At 34.8% G+C, this 16,137-nt stretch carries 13 protein-coding genes; 9 read left to right on the forward strand and 4 right to left on the reverse strand.

Features of this window, described 5'->3' with window-relative positions; all coding sequences use genetic code 11:
• Window positions 1–42 precede the first annotated feature (42 nt).
• Entirely contained in the window at window positions 43–1,263 is a 1,221-nt protein-coding gene (locus tag GX311_04390) for a SpoIIE family protein phosphatase (protein NLK15618.1), read from the reverse strand.
• A 275-nt stretch (window positions 1,264–1,538) separates the two neighbouring features.
• Here GX311_04390 and GX311_04395 point away from each other — a divergent pair, with 275 nt between their 5' ends.
• The 4 genes from GX311_04395 (at window position 1,539) to GX311_04410 (ending at window position 6,561) form a co-directional block, all read left to right on the forward strand.
• Window positions 1,539–2,186 carry a 7-carboxy-7-deazaguanine synthase QueE gene (locus GX311_04395; GenBank protein ID NLK15619.1) on the forward strand — a complete coding sequence of 216 codons (648 nt, stop codon included), beginning with the start codon at window positions 1,539–1,541 and terminating at the stop codon, window positions 2,184–2,186.
• Window positions 2,187–2,288: 102 nt separating this feature from the next.
• Window positions 2,289–4,217 carry an OmpA family protein gene (locus GX311_04400; protein NLK15620.1) on the forward strand — a complete coding sequence of 643 codons (1,929 nt, stop codon included), beginning with the start codon at window positions 2,289–2,291 and terminating at the stop codon, window positions 4,215–4,217.
• A 143-nt stretch (window positions 4,218–4,360) separates the two neighbouring features.
• Window positions 4,361–5,878 (forward strand): serine hydrolase, encoded by a 1,518-nt coding sequence (locus GX311_04405; GenBank protein NLK15621.1) that lies wholly within the window; start codon window positions 4,361–4,363, stop codon window positions 5,876–5,878.
• 170 nt (window positions 5,879–6,048) lie between these two features.
• Window positions 6,049–6,561 carry a hypothetical protein gene (locus GX311_04410; GenBank protein ID NLK15622.1) on the forward strand — a complete coding sequence of 171 codons (513 nt, stop codon included), beginning with the start codon at window positions 6,049–6,051 and terminating at the stop codon, window positions 6,559–6,561.
• A 97-nt stretch (window positions 6,562–6,658) separates the two neighbouring features.
• On the opposite strand, the gene GX311_04415 is transcribed toward GX311_04410, so the two are convergent.
• The gene (locus GX311_04415) at window positions 6,659–9,655 is read right to left on the reverse strand and encodes a peptidase (protein ID NLK15623.1); all 2,997 of its coding nucleotides are present in this window, start codon (window positions 9,653–9,655) and stop codon (window positions 6,659–6,661) included.
• A gap of 302 nt (window positions 9,656–9,957) precedes the next feature.
• On the opposite strand from GX311_04415, the gene GX311_04420 reads away from it, so the two are divergent.
• From GX311_04420 to GX311_04430, 3 genes are all read left to right on the forward strand, one after another.
• Window positions 9,958–10,797, forward strand: coding sequence for an MBL fold metallo-hydrolase (locus GX311_04420; protein ID NLK15624.1), 840 nt, complete (start codon window positions 9,958–9,960; stop codon window positions 10,795–10,797).
• A 10-nt stretch (window positions 10,798–10,807) separates the two neighbouring features.
• Window positions 10,808–11,269 carry an SsrA-binding protein SmpB gene (gene smpB / locus GX311_04425; protein ID NLK15625.1) on the forward strand — a complete coding sequence of 154 codons (462 nt, stop codon included), beginning with the start codon at window positions 10,808–10,810 and terminating at the stop codon, window positions 11,267–11,269.
• Between the two features lie 62 nt (window positions 11,270–11,331).
• A complete protein-coding gene (locus GX311_04430; protein ID NLK15626.1) occupies window positions 11,332–12,183 on the forward strand; it encodes a hypothetical protein in 852 nt (283 codons plus the stop codon).
• A gap of 51 nt (window positions 12,184–12,234) precedes the next feature.
• Here the strand turns inward: GX311_04430 and GX311_04435 are convergent, their stop codons facing one another.
• Both GX311_04435 and GX311_04440 read right to left on the reverse strand, forming a co-directional pair.
• Entirely contained in the window at window positions 12,235–12,942 is a 708-nt protein-coding gene (locus tag GX311_04435; GenBank protein NLK15627.1) for a response regulator transcription factor, read from the reverse strand.
• Between the two features lie 252 nt (window positions 12,943–13,194).
• Entirely contained in the window at window positions 13,195–14,553 is a 1,359-nt protein-coding gene (locus tag GX311_04440; protein NLK15628.1) for a HAMP domain-containing histidine kinase, read from the reverse strand.
• Between the two features lie 345 nt (window positions 14,554–14,898).
• Here GX311_04440 and GX311_04445 point away from each other — a divergent pair, with 345 nt between their 5' ends.
• Window positions 14,899–15,063 (forward strand): hypothetical protein, encoded by a 165-nt coding sequence (locus tag GX311_04445; protein ID NLK15629.1) that lies wholly within the window; start codon window positions 14,899–14,901, stop codon window positions 15,061–15,063.
• Window positions 15,064–15,239: 176 nt separating this feature from the next.
• Entirely contained in the window at window positions 15,240–16,016 is a 777-nt protein-coding gene (locus tag GX311_04450; protein NLK15630.1) for a hypothetical protein, read from the forward strand.
• Window positions 16,017–16,137 lie beyond the last annotated feature (121 nt).

The raw sequence follows: 16,137 nt of genomic DNA on the forward strand, positions 1-16,137 counted from the left end.
ATCGCCTCTACTTTCTACTTTTAACTTTTACCTTTTAACTCACTATATTTGTATGCCCAGAAGCGTAGCATCATCAATTTGTGGTCTATCGCCTTTCCACTTGTTAAATTGTTCAATAAATGCTATCTGCTGTTTGTGAACATTTAGTTCGGCAACATTGAGAATGATTTCTTTAAAACGTGCATAACCAAATCTCTTTTCATCTTTACCACCAAGTTGGTCGGTATAGCCATCTGTAAACATGTAAATTGTGTCAGATTGTTCTATTTTCAAAGATTGTGAGCGGAATGTTTTACAATCTGTGCTTCCGTTTAGCGAGCACTTTTCTGGTTCTAACTCTAAAATTTTTTGTTTGTTTACAACAAATACAGGCAAATTGGCACCTGAATATCTCAAGGTCATTGTTTCAAAATTTATCGTAATCATTGAAATATCCATTCCGAGCTGTCCCTGAAAGCGGTCGTCGGTACTTGTAAATGCCTGTTTGATTTTTTGGCTCAGAAGTGTAAGGAATCTGCCTGGGTCGGGGTCTTGCATTGAATTAACAATTTCGTTCAGATATGTGATACCCATAATAGAAATTAGCCCTGCAGGAGCTCCGTGTCCGGTACAGTCAGCCACAACCACACAATATTCGTTGTAGCGTTGTGCGAACCAATAAAAATCACCTGATATATTTTCGCATGGCTGGAAAAGCAAAAAACAGCTATCAAACTTGAGTTTTAAAAGCTTCTCTTGCGGAAGTAGTGCTTTTTGAATTATTCCAGCTAATTCGTTACTATCATTAATCCTAACGTTTTGTTCATTAATCTGTATGTTCTTCTCAATCAACGCAGACTCTAAACGTTCTGTAGCTTTCAGACGTTTGACTAAAATTCTTAACAGATTATTAGAAAACGGGAGACTCTGTTGCAGCAGATTGTTGAAAACATCAGAAGGTAGAACAAGAATTTCACAATTCGTTTTTGCGATAGCAGTTCCGTTATGTGGGCGATTTTCAATCAAAGAGTATTCCCCAAAATAATTACCGGAACCTAATTCAATTGATTTTAGCTCGTGTATTTCTATTTTAACGACTCCAGAAAGTATAATGAAAAAAGCAGTAGAGATATCGTTTGCTTCGTAAATTGCGCTACCTGCTTTGTACGGTATAATGTGTGAAGCACGAATAATTTGCTCAAGTTGAAAACCATGAGTTCCCTCAAAAATTGGAAAAGTTGAAAGCTTTTTTTGTAGCTTTTCTATGTCCACTCTGTTTTGCATTTTGCAAAGTTAAGATAAATTTTAACTAGGATTATTGTCTTTGTGTCGTATAATTTTGTGACATTTGCACAACAGACTTGTCACTTAAAATGCAAGTACAAAAGTAATTATATTTGGCGACTATTATGAAATTATTTACACTTTTTGATAACGGCTTGTTAAACATTTATTGTGCAAATGCTCTCTAAAAGTTAAATTTGTCTTGGTGTAGATAGTATAGTTAAGATTTCAAAAAAAATAATTACATCAACAATTTTTGTTAGTTACAGACAATTATGAGTAAAGATTTATATCAAAAGATAGACGAAAAAGACATTGATACAGGCAGTTATTTACCCATTGTTGAGGAGTTTTACAGCATTCAGGGCGAGGGGTTTCATGCGGGTAAACCATCTTATTTTATCAGAGTTGGCGGGTGCGATATTGCTTGTCATTTTTGTGACACCAAACTTTCATGGAATAAAAATTTTCATACAAAGATTTCAGTTAAAGACATTGTTAAAAAAGTAACCGAAACAGCTGCCAGAAACGTCGTTGTTACAGGCGGAGAACCAACAATGTATAATCTAGAACAGCTTACTGCAGAGATAAATAAAAACAGTATAGAATCGTTTTTAGAGACCAGTGGTGCTTACCCAATTACTGGACAATGGGATTGGATATGCCTGTCACCAAAGCAACAAAAACCCCCTTTATTGGAAAATTTACCATTAGCTAATGAGCTAAAGGTTGTTATTTCAACTGAAAGAGATTTCCAATGGGCAGAAAAATGGCGTAAACATGTCAATAGAAATTGTAAACTCTTTTTGCAACCTGAATTTTCCTGTTTCGAAAATATAATCGATAAAATAGTAGAATACACAAAGGAAAATCCGTATTGGAATATTTCTCTACAGATCCACAAGTTTATGGGAATACCATAGGTATTTGTTTGTAAATCACAAACTTTATGCTATAAATCATTGTTATCGTGAAAATTGTTACTAATTTTATGCGATTATTTGAAAGAGCATATCAAAATCAAAATGGCTTTAAAACCGAGATATCTTTTATTACTGCTATTCTTTATATCTATCCGCCTATACTCTGTGTCTCAAGAGGTAATCACACGCTCTTGGAGAGCAGGGCAGGCTTTCAAACAGGCAAAAGAACATTATAATTTACGAGTGTATAACCTTGCAATAGAAAGCCTACAAGAAGCCATATACAGAGATCCGGAATTTATTGATGCGCATTTTTTGTTGGCTCAAATATACTACGAAATTGATAGTGCCAACCTGTTAGTTGAGCAATTAAACAGAGCCCTTTCAATTGATCCTGAATATTTTCCACCTGCATATATTAATAGGGCAGAGGGATATATACGTCTCGGAAAATATGATGAATCACTAGAGGATATTATCTTTTTTGAAAAAAAATATGGTGTTGAATATGAAAGATTTAAGCCGTATGTTGATTTGATAAAGAGTAAAGCCGAATTTGCCGTAGAAGCATTAAAAAACCCAGTTTCCATTGATTTGAAATCGCTACCGTCAAATATTAATACATATAGAGATGAATATTGGCCCTCGTTCACAGTCGATAATAAACAGTTTTTTTATACACTTAAAGTAGAGATGGGCTATAATAGATTTAATGAAGAGATATGGACTTGTGATTTAACTGATGGCATATATAATGATCCAAAACCTGTTGGTTACCCAGTAAATACTGAATTTAATGAGGGTGCTTCATTTGTAAGCCCAGACGGAAGATATATACTATTTACAGGTTGTAACAGGAATGATGGATTTGGAAGTTGTGATATTTATATGACTGTACTTAATGACGGAGAATGGCTAAAACCAAAAAACCTTGGACCTGTAGTCAATAGCCGTCATTGGGAGTCCCGACCAGTTATAAGCTCCGATGGAACACAGCTATATTTTGCAAGTAATCGTCCTGGAGGATTTGGAAAATCAGATATTTACAGATGCGATCTCAAAGGATATGATAAAGATGGTTTTCCTGTTTGGGGAAAACCTGTAAACCTTGGTCCAAACATAAATACCGAAGGTGATGAAATGTCGCCATTTATTCATCCCGACAACGTAACACTCTATTTTTCATCGAACTATTATCCAGGCATGGGAAGGTTTGATCTATACAAATCCGAGTTTGTTGAAGGGAAGTGGACAAAACCTGTTAATTTAGGATACCCTATAAATACCCACGGTGACGAAATAGGAATATTTGTGCAGGCAGACGGCAAAACCGCTTTTATCGATAAAGAAGTTGGCGATAGAAGGCAGCAAGATATTTTTTATTTCGAATTGCCCGAGCCAGCACAGGCAGGAATGGTAACGTATGTTAAAGGCAAGGTAATCGATAAGGAAACCAAAAAGGCTTTGTCAGCGGTTATTGATATGAATGATTTTGATTTGCCAGATTCTATACTTACGGTTACATCTAATTCTAATGGTGAGTTTTTAATAGCGTTAGTTGCCGGTAAAAAATATGGTTTAACGGTCGATAGAGAATCATATATGTTTTATTCAGGTCACTTTGTGGTAGAGAAAAAAGATATCGAAGCATATGAGATTTTAGTTGAACTTGAGCCAATAAAGATTGGAAGCAAAACCATATTGAATAATGTTTTTTATAAGACTGACAGTTACGAGTTATCTCCAGTGTCAAAAACAGAACTCAATAAGGTAGTTAGGCTGTTGAAACAAAATCCGACAGTAAAGGTCGAAATTAGCGGTCATACAGATAATGTGGGAACTGAAGTTTACAATCAAAAACTATCTGAGAACCGAGCCAAAAGCGTATATCAATATATCAGCGAAGCAGGTATTTCGGAAGACAGACTATCATTTAAAGGGTATGGGCAAAAAAGAAATATTGCATCAAACGCTGATGAGCATGGTAGGGCAAAAAACAGAAGAACCGAAATAGAAATTGTAGAAAAATAGAGATATTAATTAAACATATTAGTTTTAAACTTGTTAAATTACAATTAGGTACTGATAAATTTGAAACAAATACCCACAACCAAAATTTACATAAAATGGAAAGTTAGTTCCATATGACCTTAAACTGAATAATTTATAAACGTATGAAAAAGCCACTATTTGCAATTATTTTACCATTAGTACTCTTTTCGTGCCAGAATCAAACTAAAGATAGTGATAGCCAAATATTCTATAAGTCAATTGATTCTTTATTACAAAAGTCAATATCCGATTGGAACGTTCCCGGGCTTGCAGTCGGGATAATAGCAGACGATACAATATTTCTCTCAAAAGGCTACGGCGTTATACACGTTGACAAACCGTTAGATGTTACAGACACTACGCTGTTTGGAATAGCATCTTTAACAAAAGCATTTACAGCAACTGGTATAGGTATAGCACAAAAACAGGGATTATTGTCTATCTACGACCCAATAAAAAAGCATCTTAAACAATTTGAAACAGCAAATGATACAGTGACAAAAACAATAACGTTTTATGATGTACTGTCGCACCAAACTGGGTTTTCAACATTTAGTGGAGATTTATCATGGTATGGGAGTAATAAAAGCAAGGCGGAGGTCATTGAGTTAATAAAATATGTTCCTATTAAAAACTCACCACAGTCGGAATATGGCTACAGCAATATTATGTATTTAGTTGCAGGAGTGGCTTTAGAGGAGGCTGTAAATCAGAAATATGAAGATTATATTAATGCTAATTTACTGTCGCCATTAAAAATGGGATACACAACTTTTAACTACTCTGAAGTCATAAAGTTAGAAAATATCGCCAACCCTCATATTATCGTCGATAAAGAAAACAAACCGATTAATTATATTGATTGGACAAATATTTCGCCCGCGGGTGGACTCTTTTCGAATATCAAAGATCTAACAAAGTGGGCAAAATTTCAGTGGAACTTTGATTCTACAATAGTTGACAGAGAGTTTATTAATATTCAGCAATCAGTTATTACTAGCCAGAAACTTAATATGTTAGATAACATTGCTCCAGATATCATAAAAAACAAAGGATATGGATTAGGCTGGGATGTGTTAGATTTTAATAATTATAAAGTAATAATGCATAATGGTGGGTTAGATGGAATGACTTCTCAAATTGTTATTATTCCTGAAAAGAAAACCGCCTTTATTCTTTTGGCAAATACCAGTACACCGTTGCCTATAGTGTTATCTTATGAATTGCTATATCAATTTCTTGTTGATATTAATTCGCCGTATTACAAAATTGTATTGGAAAAGTACAATAGTTTCAAGGGTTTTGAAATAGAGCAAGACACAACTTTAAGCCCACAAAAGCCAGATTTAGAAACGTTAAAAGGGAAGTATATAGACAAATTAATGGGTGAGGTTGTTATTTATGAAAATACTGAAAGTCAGACAATTGAAATTCAGTTTGTTAGCGCACCCCATTTTGATGGTGTTATTAATGTGTCAGATGATGGAGATGTAAAGATTATTTGGCAAAATATTATTTCTTTACCCGATGGACTTATTTTAATAAACAGGAGTGAAAATGGGGTAGTAACAAGTTTTAATATAAAATGCCCCAACCCCGATTTCCATTTCGAGGAGATCAATTTTGTTAAAATAAATTAGTGGTTATAATAAATCAGTTTTTTATTTTCACTTCCACGGGTTGAAATATCTGTATTACTGGTAATAAAACAAAAGCAGTGTTTAGGTTTAATAATTTATAGGTGTAATCCTCATTGTGAATTATATCATAGAACTTCAGTAACAATTATAGATAACATTAAAAAAATATCATGAAAATATTAAGAACATTAATTTGTGCAATCTTATTTGCCTCAATCCATTTTTGTTTAAGCGGACAAAATGTCGATTCTCTAATGAATGCAGGTTTAAAACTGCAGCAAAAGTATAAATTTCAAGAAGCTATTGCTGTATATCAGAAAGTTTTAGACATACGTCCAAACGATCCAAACGGAATGTATCAAAAGGCACTTTGTCACATGCGAAATAGTGAACCGCAAGAGGCGCTTTCAATTTTTTTAAGGTTAACTGGCGTAAGACCTGATTTTGTCGGGGGATTTTATGGAGCGGCTACAGCATATTCGTCATTAGAAAATTATCCTAAAACCATAGAGTACATTGAAAAAGCAATGGAGTTTGAACCAAAAAACCATGAGTATTATATGGTTAGAGGTCAGGCATATGCGAATATGGGCGATAATAAAAGGGCATGTAAAGATTTTAAAACGGCAAAAAAACTGGGGAATCGTCATGCTAAATTCTCGATGCAAAAATATTGCAAATAGAATATAAGGCGCAAGGTGAAAGGTAAAAGTAAGTAAATTGTCCTACGGACAATTTACTCTTGTACCTTGCCACTTGTACCTTTTACCTCGTAAAGTGTTAGTTTTTCTTTTCAACATTTATAAATCCCCCGAAAAGATTTTTATTTGCATTAATCTTCTCTTCGCTACCATAAACGCAGATGTTGTTTTGTTTCAAAACATCTTCAATCATTTTACTAAAAGAACGAATATTTTCATCTGTTGTTGACAGAATAGCATCGCGGTCTGCTTGTCGTTCAGCTGCAGTAGCATTAGTAAAATAACGATTAAATGCAGTGTTTGCTTTCGATGAGGCTGTTTCCGGATAGTCATAATTAGAGATTGTTCCGATTATATATCCCAACATTTTAGCCTCGTTAGCTTCAAATGATTCAACATATTTAACAGCTCCTGCGTAGTTATCAAGTGTCTCTTTTAAGTTTGGATCGCGATACGAAGCGAAATAGAAATTACCATCACTCGAAATACCTGAAAATCCACCATAAGCACCACCAATTACACGAACAGTGTTTTGTAAATATTCTCCTGAAAGGATACTGCTAAGGACGCTCATTCTTGCGTCCCAATCATAACCTAACTTTTTGTAATTATAGCTTTGAACAACGTACTGAACTTTTGACGAGCTTATTAAAGCTTCATTTTTCTTAGTCAAATCAAAATTCCAATCAACAATAGTACTCTCTTTTTCCGGTAGATTAGCAGCAAAATTAGTAAACGCTTTTTCTAAGTTGCTGTAATCAGCTTTATCACATGAACTTGCTAATATCAAATTGTTGCGAGTGAAAAGCAGATCAGCAGTTTTCTTAAGATTATCAACAATCATGTCAGAATTGGTATCGAAATTTGTAACCAATTTTGCTAAAAACCAGTAGTATTCAAGACCTCTTGTTAATTCGCTGAACATTCCACTATTTGAAAAATACGAGTTTGAACGAGTCATTGCATATCCCAAACCGTTTCTTTTAACGTTAGATTCAGTTTGTGCTAAATTTCTTGTAAGAATAGTTTTTAGTCTATCCTTATCGGCCAAATTTGTTTTGTAAAGTACTTCGTTGCCAAGTTCAAACATTTTATCAATTTTTGAAGGAACGGCTTTTGACTCTAATACAAATTTAGGAAGCAGCTTGTTATCATCGCGATCTTGTTTGTAAGTAGTGATATATGTTTGAACACCACCGGTATTTTTATTAATCTCTTTTTCCAAGTCGCCAAATGAATAGTTCTCAGTACCCATTAAACCTAATATGTCGCCAAGCAGTTGAGCATAAGGGATTAACTCGTTTGGAATGACTCTCAAATCGTACATTAATTTTACATAAACAATACCATTTGTGAAGTTTTCGAAGTGTACAACTTTTATGTCTGCTATGTTTCTTTCTTCTGCTTCGTACCAGTCAGCCTTTGGATTCAAATCTTCACGACCTAATTTAGGTAGCACAGCCAACTCTTCTTCTGTGTTCTCCTTTTGTTGATATGCGATTAGATCTTTAGTATCAGCAATCAACTTTTCAATTTCTTCTTCAGATAGCGAAGCTTTATATTCAGCTAATTTTTTAGTGGTTTGCTCGTTAATCTCTCTTTCCATACCAGGTTTTGGAACCATTACCATCATCAAACCAAAATTATTATTTATAATAGCTTCATTTAGAACTTGTTCCAGATAGTTTTCCTCAATAGCTTTTTTAGTATCAGCAAGTTGTTTTTCCCATTGTAAACCGGCATATGGGTCTTTGGTAAACATCCAGTTTTGGTAGCTTTGAAGCATTGCAGACAATCCTTTTTGTGCATCATCTCCCTCGCGTAAGTGGAACTCGATTCGGTTTACAAATGCCTCAACTGAACTGCGGTCAATACCTTGTTCTGCAACCTCTTTCATTTTGTTTAATATGATCTCTTTTGCTTTGTCAGCATCTTCAGGGTTAGCATTTTGAATAGTGATATTGAATCCATTTTGCTGGTTCATACCTGCATATGAATACATATTTTGACCTATCCCGGCTTCTTGAAGAGCTAAGCGAACCGGACCAGCTTCTTGATTTACAAGTACATCAGACAAAATACTCAATGCCCAGCTTAATTTTTGGTCGGTACCTAAACCATATACCCAGTTTAATGATATAAAGGTTTGGTTTTCTGTTGGAACTCCTTCTAATGATGCGTAAGGAGCTTCAACTTTTTTAAATTCTGTAAAAGGCTCCTGAAGTTTGATTTCATTGTCAACTTCTATTTTGTCGAAATAAGAAAGATACTGTTTATCAATAAGTTCCAACTCTTTTTTCATATCTGCATTACCATATACAAAGATACAGCTATTTGAAGGGTGGTAATTTTTTTCGTAATAAGCAATAAAATCTTCGTAAGTAAGCTCAGGAATTGCCTGTGGGTATCCTCCCGATGATTTACCGTAACCATTGTCTGGGAACAGGTTTTTACCTATTTGGTAGCTCATTTCTCTTTGAGGGCTAGAATAAGCACCTTTCATTTCGTTGTAAACAACACCTTTTATAACAATCGGGCTATCTTTATCTTCTAATTCATAGTGCCAACCCTCTTGCATAAAAATTCTGGGTTCCGTTTTAATTAGTGGGAAAAAGACAGCATCTAAATAAACCGTCATTAGGTTGAAATAGTCTTTTTCGTTCATACTTGCAACGGGGTAGAAAGTCCAGTCTGACGATGTAAACGCATTAAGGAATGTGTTTAGCGATGTTTTTCCCATTTCAGTAAAAGGACTTTTTACAGGAAAGTTTTTCGAACCGTTCAAAACAGAATGTTCTAAAATGTGAGATGTGCCACAATCAGAATTAGGCTCGGTTCTAAAACCTACACCAAAAGTTTTATTTGCGTCGGCAACATCAAATTTTACAACATGCGCACCACTTTTTATGTGCTCGAAGTAATAGACATCTGCGTTAACCTCTTTTACAAACTTCTTAGAGATAAGTTTGTAACCGGGAATGTTTACTTGTTTGTTGCAGGAATAAAATGTAAATCCTGCAACTACGGCTATTGCAAGAAGACTTGCAAAGCGAAAGAATCCTTTTTTTGTCATCATTTTTATATTACGTTTTGAATTAAATATTTATTATAAAATAGTTTCTATTATTTTACCTTTAAAAAATCATGCAAGATACTTACTTTTTTGCACAAAAAAACCTGCCTAAGCACTTTTTTTCAAGATTGGTCATTAATATTTTTAGCGCACTTTTAAGATATTGTCAACAGTACAAAACAGTTGTACAATAATCAATTAAAAGTACCTATCTTTGTACGCACTAAAGAAAGATACGTAATATGTGCACGTGTTTGACCTTAATCAGTACATTAGTAAACAAACAAAATTAAAATAGTACAAAAATGAAGTTATATTCAATAGATACAGAGTGCTTTATGATTGACGGAGGAGCAATGTTTGGCGTTGTTCCCAAAGCCATTTGGAAAAAACGTTATCCGTGCGACGAAAACAACTTGTGTAATAATGCAATAAGAAATCTTTTGGTTGTTAGCGACGAGAGACGGATTTTAATAGATACAGGTATCGGAACCAGAATGCCTGAAAGTTTTCTTAAATATCAATATATTAACGGTAATGACACTTTATTAGGTAGCCTGAAAAAACATGGATATGCCCCTGAAGATATTACTGATTTGATTTTCACTCATTTACATTGGGATCACAGTGGTGGTGCATTAATTGACGATAAAGACGGAAATCCCAAACCACAATTTCCAAATGCAAAAATGTGGGTTTCGCGTCAACAGTGGGAGTGGGCAAACAATTCAAATTTAAGGGAAGAAGCTGCATACCCTGAACACTTGATAAAACCGCTAAATACGTTCGGGAAGCTTAATTTTATTGATGAAGATACTGAGCTTTATCCGGGTATTGAATTACGTTTACATAACGGACATACCAAAGGCTTACTTATCCCCGTTATTAAAGCCAACAAAACGACTGTTGTCTATGCAGGAGATTTGATTCCTTCAACAGCAAATATTCCACCGATATATCTTTCAGCGTACGATATTTACCCGATGGATGCCATTGACGAAAAAGTAAAGATTCTAAAGGAGATTACAGAGAATAACTATGTTGTTATATTTCAGCATGATATTAATGTGGAAGCGGCTACTATTGAAGAGACCCTCAAAGGATATAAGGTCAAAGAGACTTTGAAAATTGAGGATGTAAACTAACTTATTAGGAATTACCGTGTCAAAAATTCAGATAAATAATAGGCGAGCATCATTTGAGTATGAGTTTATTGAAACTTTTATTGCCGGCTTGGTGTTAAAAGGAACTGAGATTAAGTCAATTCGGCAGGGTAAAGCAAATTTAACCGACTCGTACTGTGTTTTCCATAACGGCGAACTTTACGCCAAAGGGGTTCATATTGCTGAGTATGAAAAGGCTGCGCACTTTAATCATGATCCGCGTTCCGAGCGTAAGCTTCTGTTGAACAGAAAAGAGCTTAAAAGGCTTGAACGCAGAGTAAAAGAGCGCGGTTTCACAATTGTACCTGTCTCCCTATTTATCAATGAACATGGCTGGGCAAAGCTAAAAATAGCGCTTGCCAGAGGTAAAAAAGTTTACGATAAACGCGAGTCAATTAAAGAGAGAGATATGAAACGCGATAATGAGCGTTTTAGAAGAGAGTTAAGAGGTTAAGAACAAGTTACTAAATAAAATATAATCAAATAAATACAACTAAAAACAGGAGAATATTATAAATGAAAAAATATACTTTAATAATCAGCTTTTTGATTGCAATTTTCAGCTTGTCGTTCAACACGGTTTTAGCACAAAACGATACGGTTTATGTAATGAAAAATGGTAGTGTAATATGGAAATACAAAGTTGCCGAAATTGACAGCGTTATTTTTTATCAACCAGTAGTGGTAGGGGATAATGATTCTACAGGAACCTTTATAGATTCTCGAGACAATACGATATATAGATGGTTGAAAATAGGTAATCAAGTATGGATGGCGGAAAATTTAAAATATTTACCAAGCGTAGTTACTCCCGGAACAGGCTCAAGAACAGTACCATATTATTATGTTTACGGTTATGATGGTACTAATGTTACTGCAGCTAAAGCAACAACAAATTATGCAACTTACGGTGTACTTTACAATTGGACTGCAGCAATGAACGGTGCAGAAAGCAGTAATTCTAACCCCAGTGCTGTTCAAGGTGTATGCCCTTCTGGCTGGCATTTGCCAAGCGATGTTGAGTGGAAGCAGCTTGAAATGAGCGTTGGTATGACAGAGGATCAGGCAAATTCTTCTGGTTGGCGCGGTACTAATGAAGGAGGAAAACTTAAAGAAGTAGGTACAGCGCATTGGACAGATCCAAATGAAGGTGCTACTGACGAGTTTGGTTTTACAGCCCTGCCGGCCGGATATCGTCATAACTATGGTTATTGTATCAACATTGGCTACCACGGACGTTGGTGGAGTGCTACTGATAAGGATGAAGTCAATTCATGGGCTCGTAACTTGGAACACAATAATAGCCAAGTTTTCAGGTTCTACTACGATAAGGAATTAGGATTTCCCGTTCGTTGTGTAAAGGATTAATCCTTTAAGTTAGAGATAATTAGCAATTAACAGTTGCATTATTGTTAATTGCTAATTGATTAGGTCTCTTAATTCATATCCCTGTCCCTTGTGCGTGCAAACTTCCAATCCAGTATTATTTTTCTCTAACATTACTCTAATACGGCGAACATAGTTATTAATGCTTTGTTCATTGTAGTAAGTCGTCTCATAGCCCCAGACAGCTATATATAAGTCATCTCTTGAAACTGTTTTGTTAAAACAGTCTATCAATTTTTTCAAAATATTATACTCCATTGTACGTAAGTCTATTATTGAGCCATCGGCTAATATAAGCGTACGATTACGAGTGTCGAGCTGAACCTTGCCAACAGAAATAATCTGCTCTTGTAGTTCGGGTGTTAAATTTTTTATTCTGGTAAAGCGGTCAATATGAGCCGAAAGTAATCTATGAGAAAATGGTTTCTCGATATATGCCACGCCACCTGCCATAAGCCCTGCCATTTTTACCGCATCGTCTTTGTGAGACGAGATAAAGATAATGGGCAAATCTGGGTTGCCTTTGTAAAGCTTCTCTGCCACTTCAATACCGTTCTCTTTGCCTATCTCTACGTCAAATACCAACACGTCGGGCGTTAGTTTCTTTATTGCTTCTTCTATTCCATAGGCAGCGGTCAAATATGTGGCATCGTATCCACGTTCATTAAGAGCTTCTACAAATCCGCTTCCTAACATTACGTCATCATCGACAAGTAATACTTTGATTTTATTTGTACGCATATTTAATATGTTTATAATTTTTTCAGTTTACTGTCAGTAGAGAGAGGGCATGCCTTGTCTCTACAAAAGTGGCTGTTGGATATAAGCAATGCCTGCACCGAGCGTAGTATTTAGGCAGGCTCAATAACCATCAAAATGTGCAATGCTGTACACCGCATTATTAACTCGTAATTCTTCGACAAGCGAAGCGACAAAGCCGATGACGTAATTGTTCATTGTCATTCCCAATTGCACATTGTTAATTGCACACTGCTAATTCGGTAAAGTTATAACAAACGTTGAACCCACACCCTCTTCGCTTTGCGCGGAAATAACTCCTCCATGCGCTTTTACAATGCTATGAGCATAATACAACCCTATGCCGTTGCCTTTTTTTTTATCGGACGAATAGTAGGGCTTAAAAACCCTTTTAATTTGCTGTCTGTTCATTCCTACTCCGTTGTCTGTAATTGTAATAGTTTGGTTATCAGTGCCACTGGTGGCGGCTATTTTAACAATAGGTTCGCTACCGTTATATTTTACGGCATTTTCAATAATTATACGAATAGCAGCCTCCATTAAATCGGGCTGTACACGCATCACGTAATCTGTGTCAATATCATGTTCAAAGCTAATTTTCTTATTAGAAAACACGGTATATATCTCTTCCTCTATCTGCTCTAAAATATCATACAGCGACACCTCGGTTTTATCACTCTCTTTTACTTTTTTAATATCGCGTGCAAACATCAAAAGTCGTCTGATTTTATCTGCCAGAAAATCCACACGGGCTGCACCAATTGAGAGCGAGTTTCTTTTGTCCATATCGGTCTCATTTTCCTCTAACCTTGATAGCATAAATAAAACGTAAGCCAACGGCGATTTCAAATCGTGAACAGCACCGTGAAACGAACGTTCCATATCCAATATCTCGGCAAAACGACGACTAAGCATAAAAATTAGATAGAACAGCACCAATGCAATTACTATGGTTGCAATAAAAGAGATAGTTGTAACAGCACCCAATCGTATTAAATAGCTTGGTTGTTTAATACTATATTCGGCTTCAATTAGATAGGTATGATTTGGCAACTCTATTAAACGATCAACAGCATACGTTTTCGCTTGAAATGAACCATAGGTAGAAGTATATTGTCGCTGAACTTCATCTAAAACCTTGTTTTCTTTAATATCTTGCAATATAATATGTGATGAGACAACCTCTCTATCCTCTTCATTAATACAACTTACAATAAGCGAATCTAATTTGGTCAAATCGAACTTTTCCTGACCTATTTTCATAGCTATTAAAGCATTTTCAAAAACTACAGCGACATTGTCCCCTTCATTTGGATAACCTGCATCTATTATATGAACTTTTTTTCCTTTGGTGAGCTTTTTATATGTTTCTTTGTCAATTGTTTTTCTCGACTTGTACGGTGTTGCATCTCCTTTTTCCATATTGTCCCTGATTAAAGTAGAGACTGACCTGTTAAAACAGGCAGTAAAAGCCTTATCCTGTCTATAAGAATCCTGTTCGGAAGCATATCGTAACCACAATGCCTGAGAAACAAGCAACGCTATCAATGCTAACGCTACAGACAATAGTATAGGTATATATTTTCTCTTCATACGTTAAAAAATAATCATTCCGAAAGATACAAAAAAACACAATAACATCTTATACCAATTGTAATTTTATAAAAACACCAACTATTATAAAATTTTACAATGGTCAATACCGATGCAATAAATACATATTTCAAAAGAGCGCAAGCAAAGTTTGAACTATAGTATTTTGTAAAATTGGTATTAACCTTTTATGCTGATAATAAATATTTTTCTTCAGCAAGATTATATTGCGATTATCTAAAGATTATTTTCTGATTATATAAAGATTATCAATTGATTATCAATTGAGTGGTTCTCTGCCTGTAATTTTGCACTGTAAGTTAAATCATTAAAAAAATAGTCAAAATGAAACAGAGAAGAACAATCAATTTTATTGAAAAATTAAATGAAAAGGAAATGTCTAATCTAAAAGGAGGAATATCTCTCTACGCAGAAGATGTTGAAATTGTAGTTTACAAAGGGAAACTATACATTCTTATCGATGGCGAATTAGTACCTGTAGAGGATTAGCGTGAGCCGATTATGTAAGATTATATTGCGATTATATAAAGATTATGTAAAGATTACCTTTTGATTATAAATCGTCTTACGAAAGCAGTGTAGTTTTGCAGCAGACAAAAAATAATACGTATTAATTTTTTAATTTTTTTATTCAAATTTTGTATTAATATTTAAATTTTTTAACAATGAAAAAGTTCACATTAATTTTAGGAGCATTAGCAGTTGCATTTACTGCTACATTTTGTACAAAAGAGTACGAAACAAAAAGAGAACCTCAGAATCTTAAGTACGTAGGTGTTTATCATAATGAGGGATTAGATTATGTTTTTCACGACATTAAAAGCAAAGTATCTGGGAAAGAGTACAATAATGAATTGGAAAGTTTATTAGAGATGTGTTATAACGCCTCTGTAGACTATTTAACCCAAGAACGTTTTTTTGAAGAATTTGACAATTGGGGAGAGAGATTATATTTTGCAGACACCGTATATAATTGGGCTAAAGACATATGTCTGTATGACACAAGGACACTAGAAGATATGTATGAAAATGGTGTGCTAAATTTAAGCGAAGCAGCTACATCTATTATCGATGAAATGTATTTAAGTTCTAATAACGAGGAGACAAGTTTAAATGACTTTGAAACGCTTTGCGATAATTTATTAATTGAAGCTAATAGTAAACTTAGTGGAGCAGAACGTGAAGCAGTTATAGCAACAATTTATGTGGCTAAATTTTCTGCAAATTACTGGTATGAAAATGCGGAGTATTGGGCTTCTGTTTTAACTGGTAACAATGGTGCAAAAAAATTCAATTGGAAAGGTCTTCTTAAATCAGATCTAATAGGTGCAATATCGGGAGGTGCTGGTGGAATTGAGGGTGGTCCTGCAGGTATTGCAGCAGGAGCTTTGATTGGCGGAATAGTTGCCTCTGCAACTTTTACGATTGAGGAATTACTATAATGGTCCCCTTTTTTAGGACAACAAAATTAAAAATTTAACGTATAAATAATTAAAAGTTGTCTTATGGAAAGAAGTTCAAGAAAAAAGTTTAGCTCCTCTTTTAAATCAAAAGTGGCATTAG

The organism is Bacteroidales bacterium, from assembly GCA_012519055.1.
Lineage (GTDB): Bacteria > Bacteroidota > Bacteroidia > Bacteroidales > Salinivirgaceae > JAAYQU01.

Bases quoted from the DNA above. Each gene is read 5' to 3' on its own strand.
- GX311_04435 (NLK15627.1), bottom strand. From the start codon at position 12,942: ATGCGTACAAATAAAATCAAAGTATTACTTGTCGATGATGACGTAATG.
- GX311_04400 (NLK15620.1), top strand. From the start codon at position 2,289: ATGGCTTTAAAACCGAGATATCTTTTATTACTGCTATTCTTTATATCT.
- GX311_04390 (NLK15618.1), bottom strand. From the start codon at position 1,263: ATGCAAAACAGAGTGGACATAGAAAAGCTACAAAAAAAGCTTTCAACT.
- GX311_04395 (NLK15619.1), top strand. From the start codon at position 1,539: ATGAGTAAAGATTTATATCAAAAGATAGACGAAAAAGACATTGATACA.
- GX311_04440 (NLK15628.1), bottom strand. From the start codon at position 14,553: ATGAAGAGAAAATATATACCTATACTATTGTCTGTAGCGTTAGCATTG.
- GX311_04450 (NLK15630.1), top strand. From the start codon at position 15,240: ATGAAAAAGTTCACATTAATTTTAGGAGCATTAGCAGTTGCATTTACT.
- GX311_04410 (NLK15622.1), top strand. From the start codon at position 6,049: ATGAAAATATTAAGAACATTAATTTGTGCAATCTTATTTGCCTCAATC.
- GX311_04420 (NLK15624.1), top strand. From the start codon at position 9,958: ATGAAGTTATATTCAATAGATACAGAGTGCTTTATGATTGACGGAGGA.
- GX311_04415 (NLK15623.1), bottom strand. From the start codon at position 9,655: ATGATGACAAAAAAAGGATTCTTTCGCTTTGCAAGTCTTCTTGCAATA.
- GX311_04445 (NLK15629.1), top strand. From the start codon at position 14,899: ATGAAACAGAGAAGAACAATCAATTTTATTGAAAAATTAAATGAAAAG.
- GX311_04405 (NLK15621.1), top strand. From the start codon at position 4,361: ATGAAAAAGCCACTATTTGCAATTATTTTACCATTAGTACTCTTTTCG.
- GX311_04430 (NLK15626.1), top strand. From the start codon at position 11,332: ATGAAAAAATATACTTTAATAATCAGCTTTTTGATTGCAATTTTCAGC.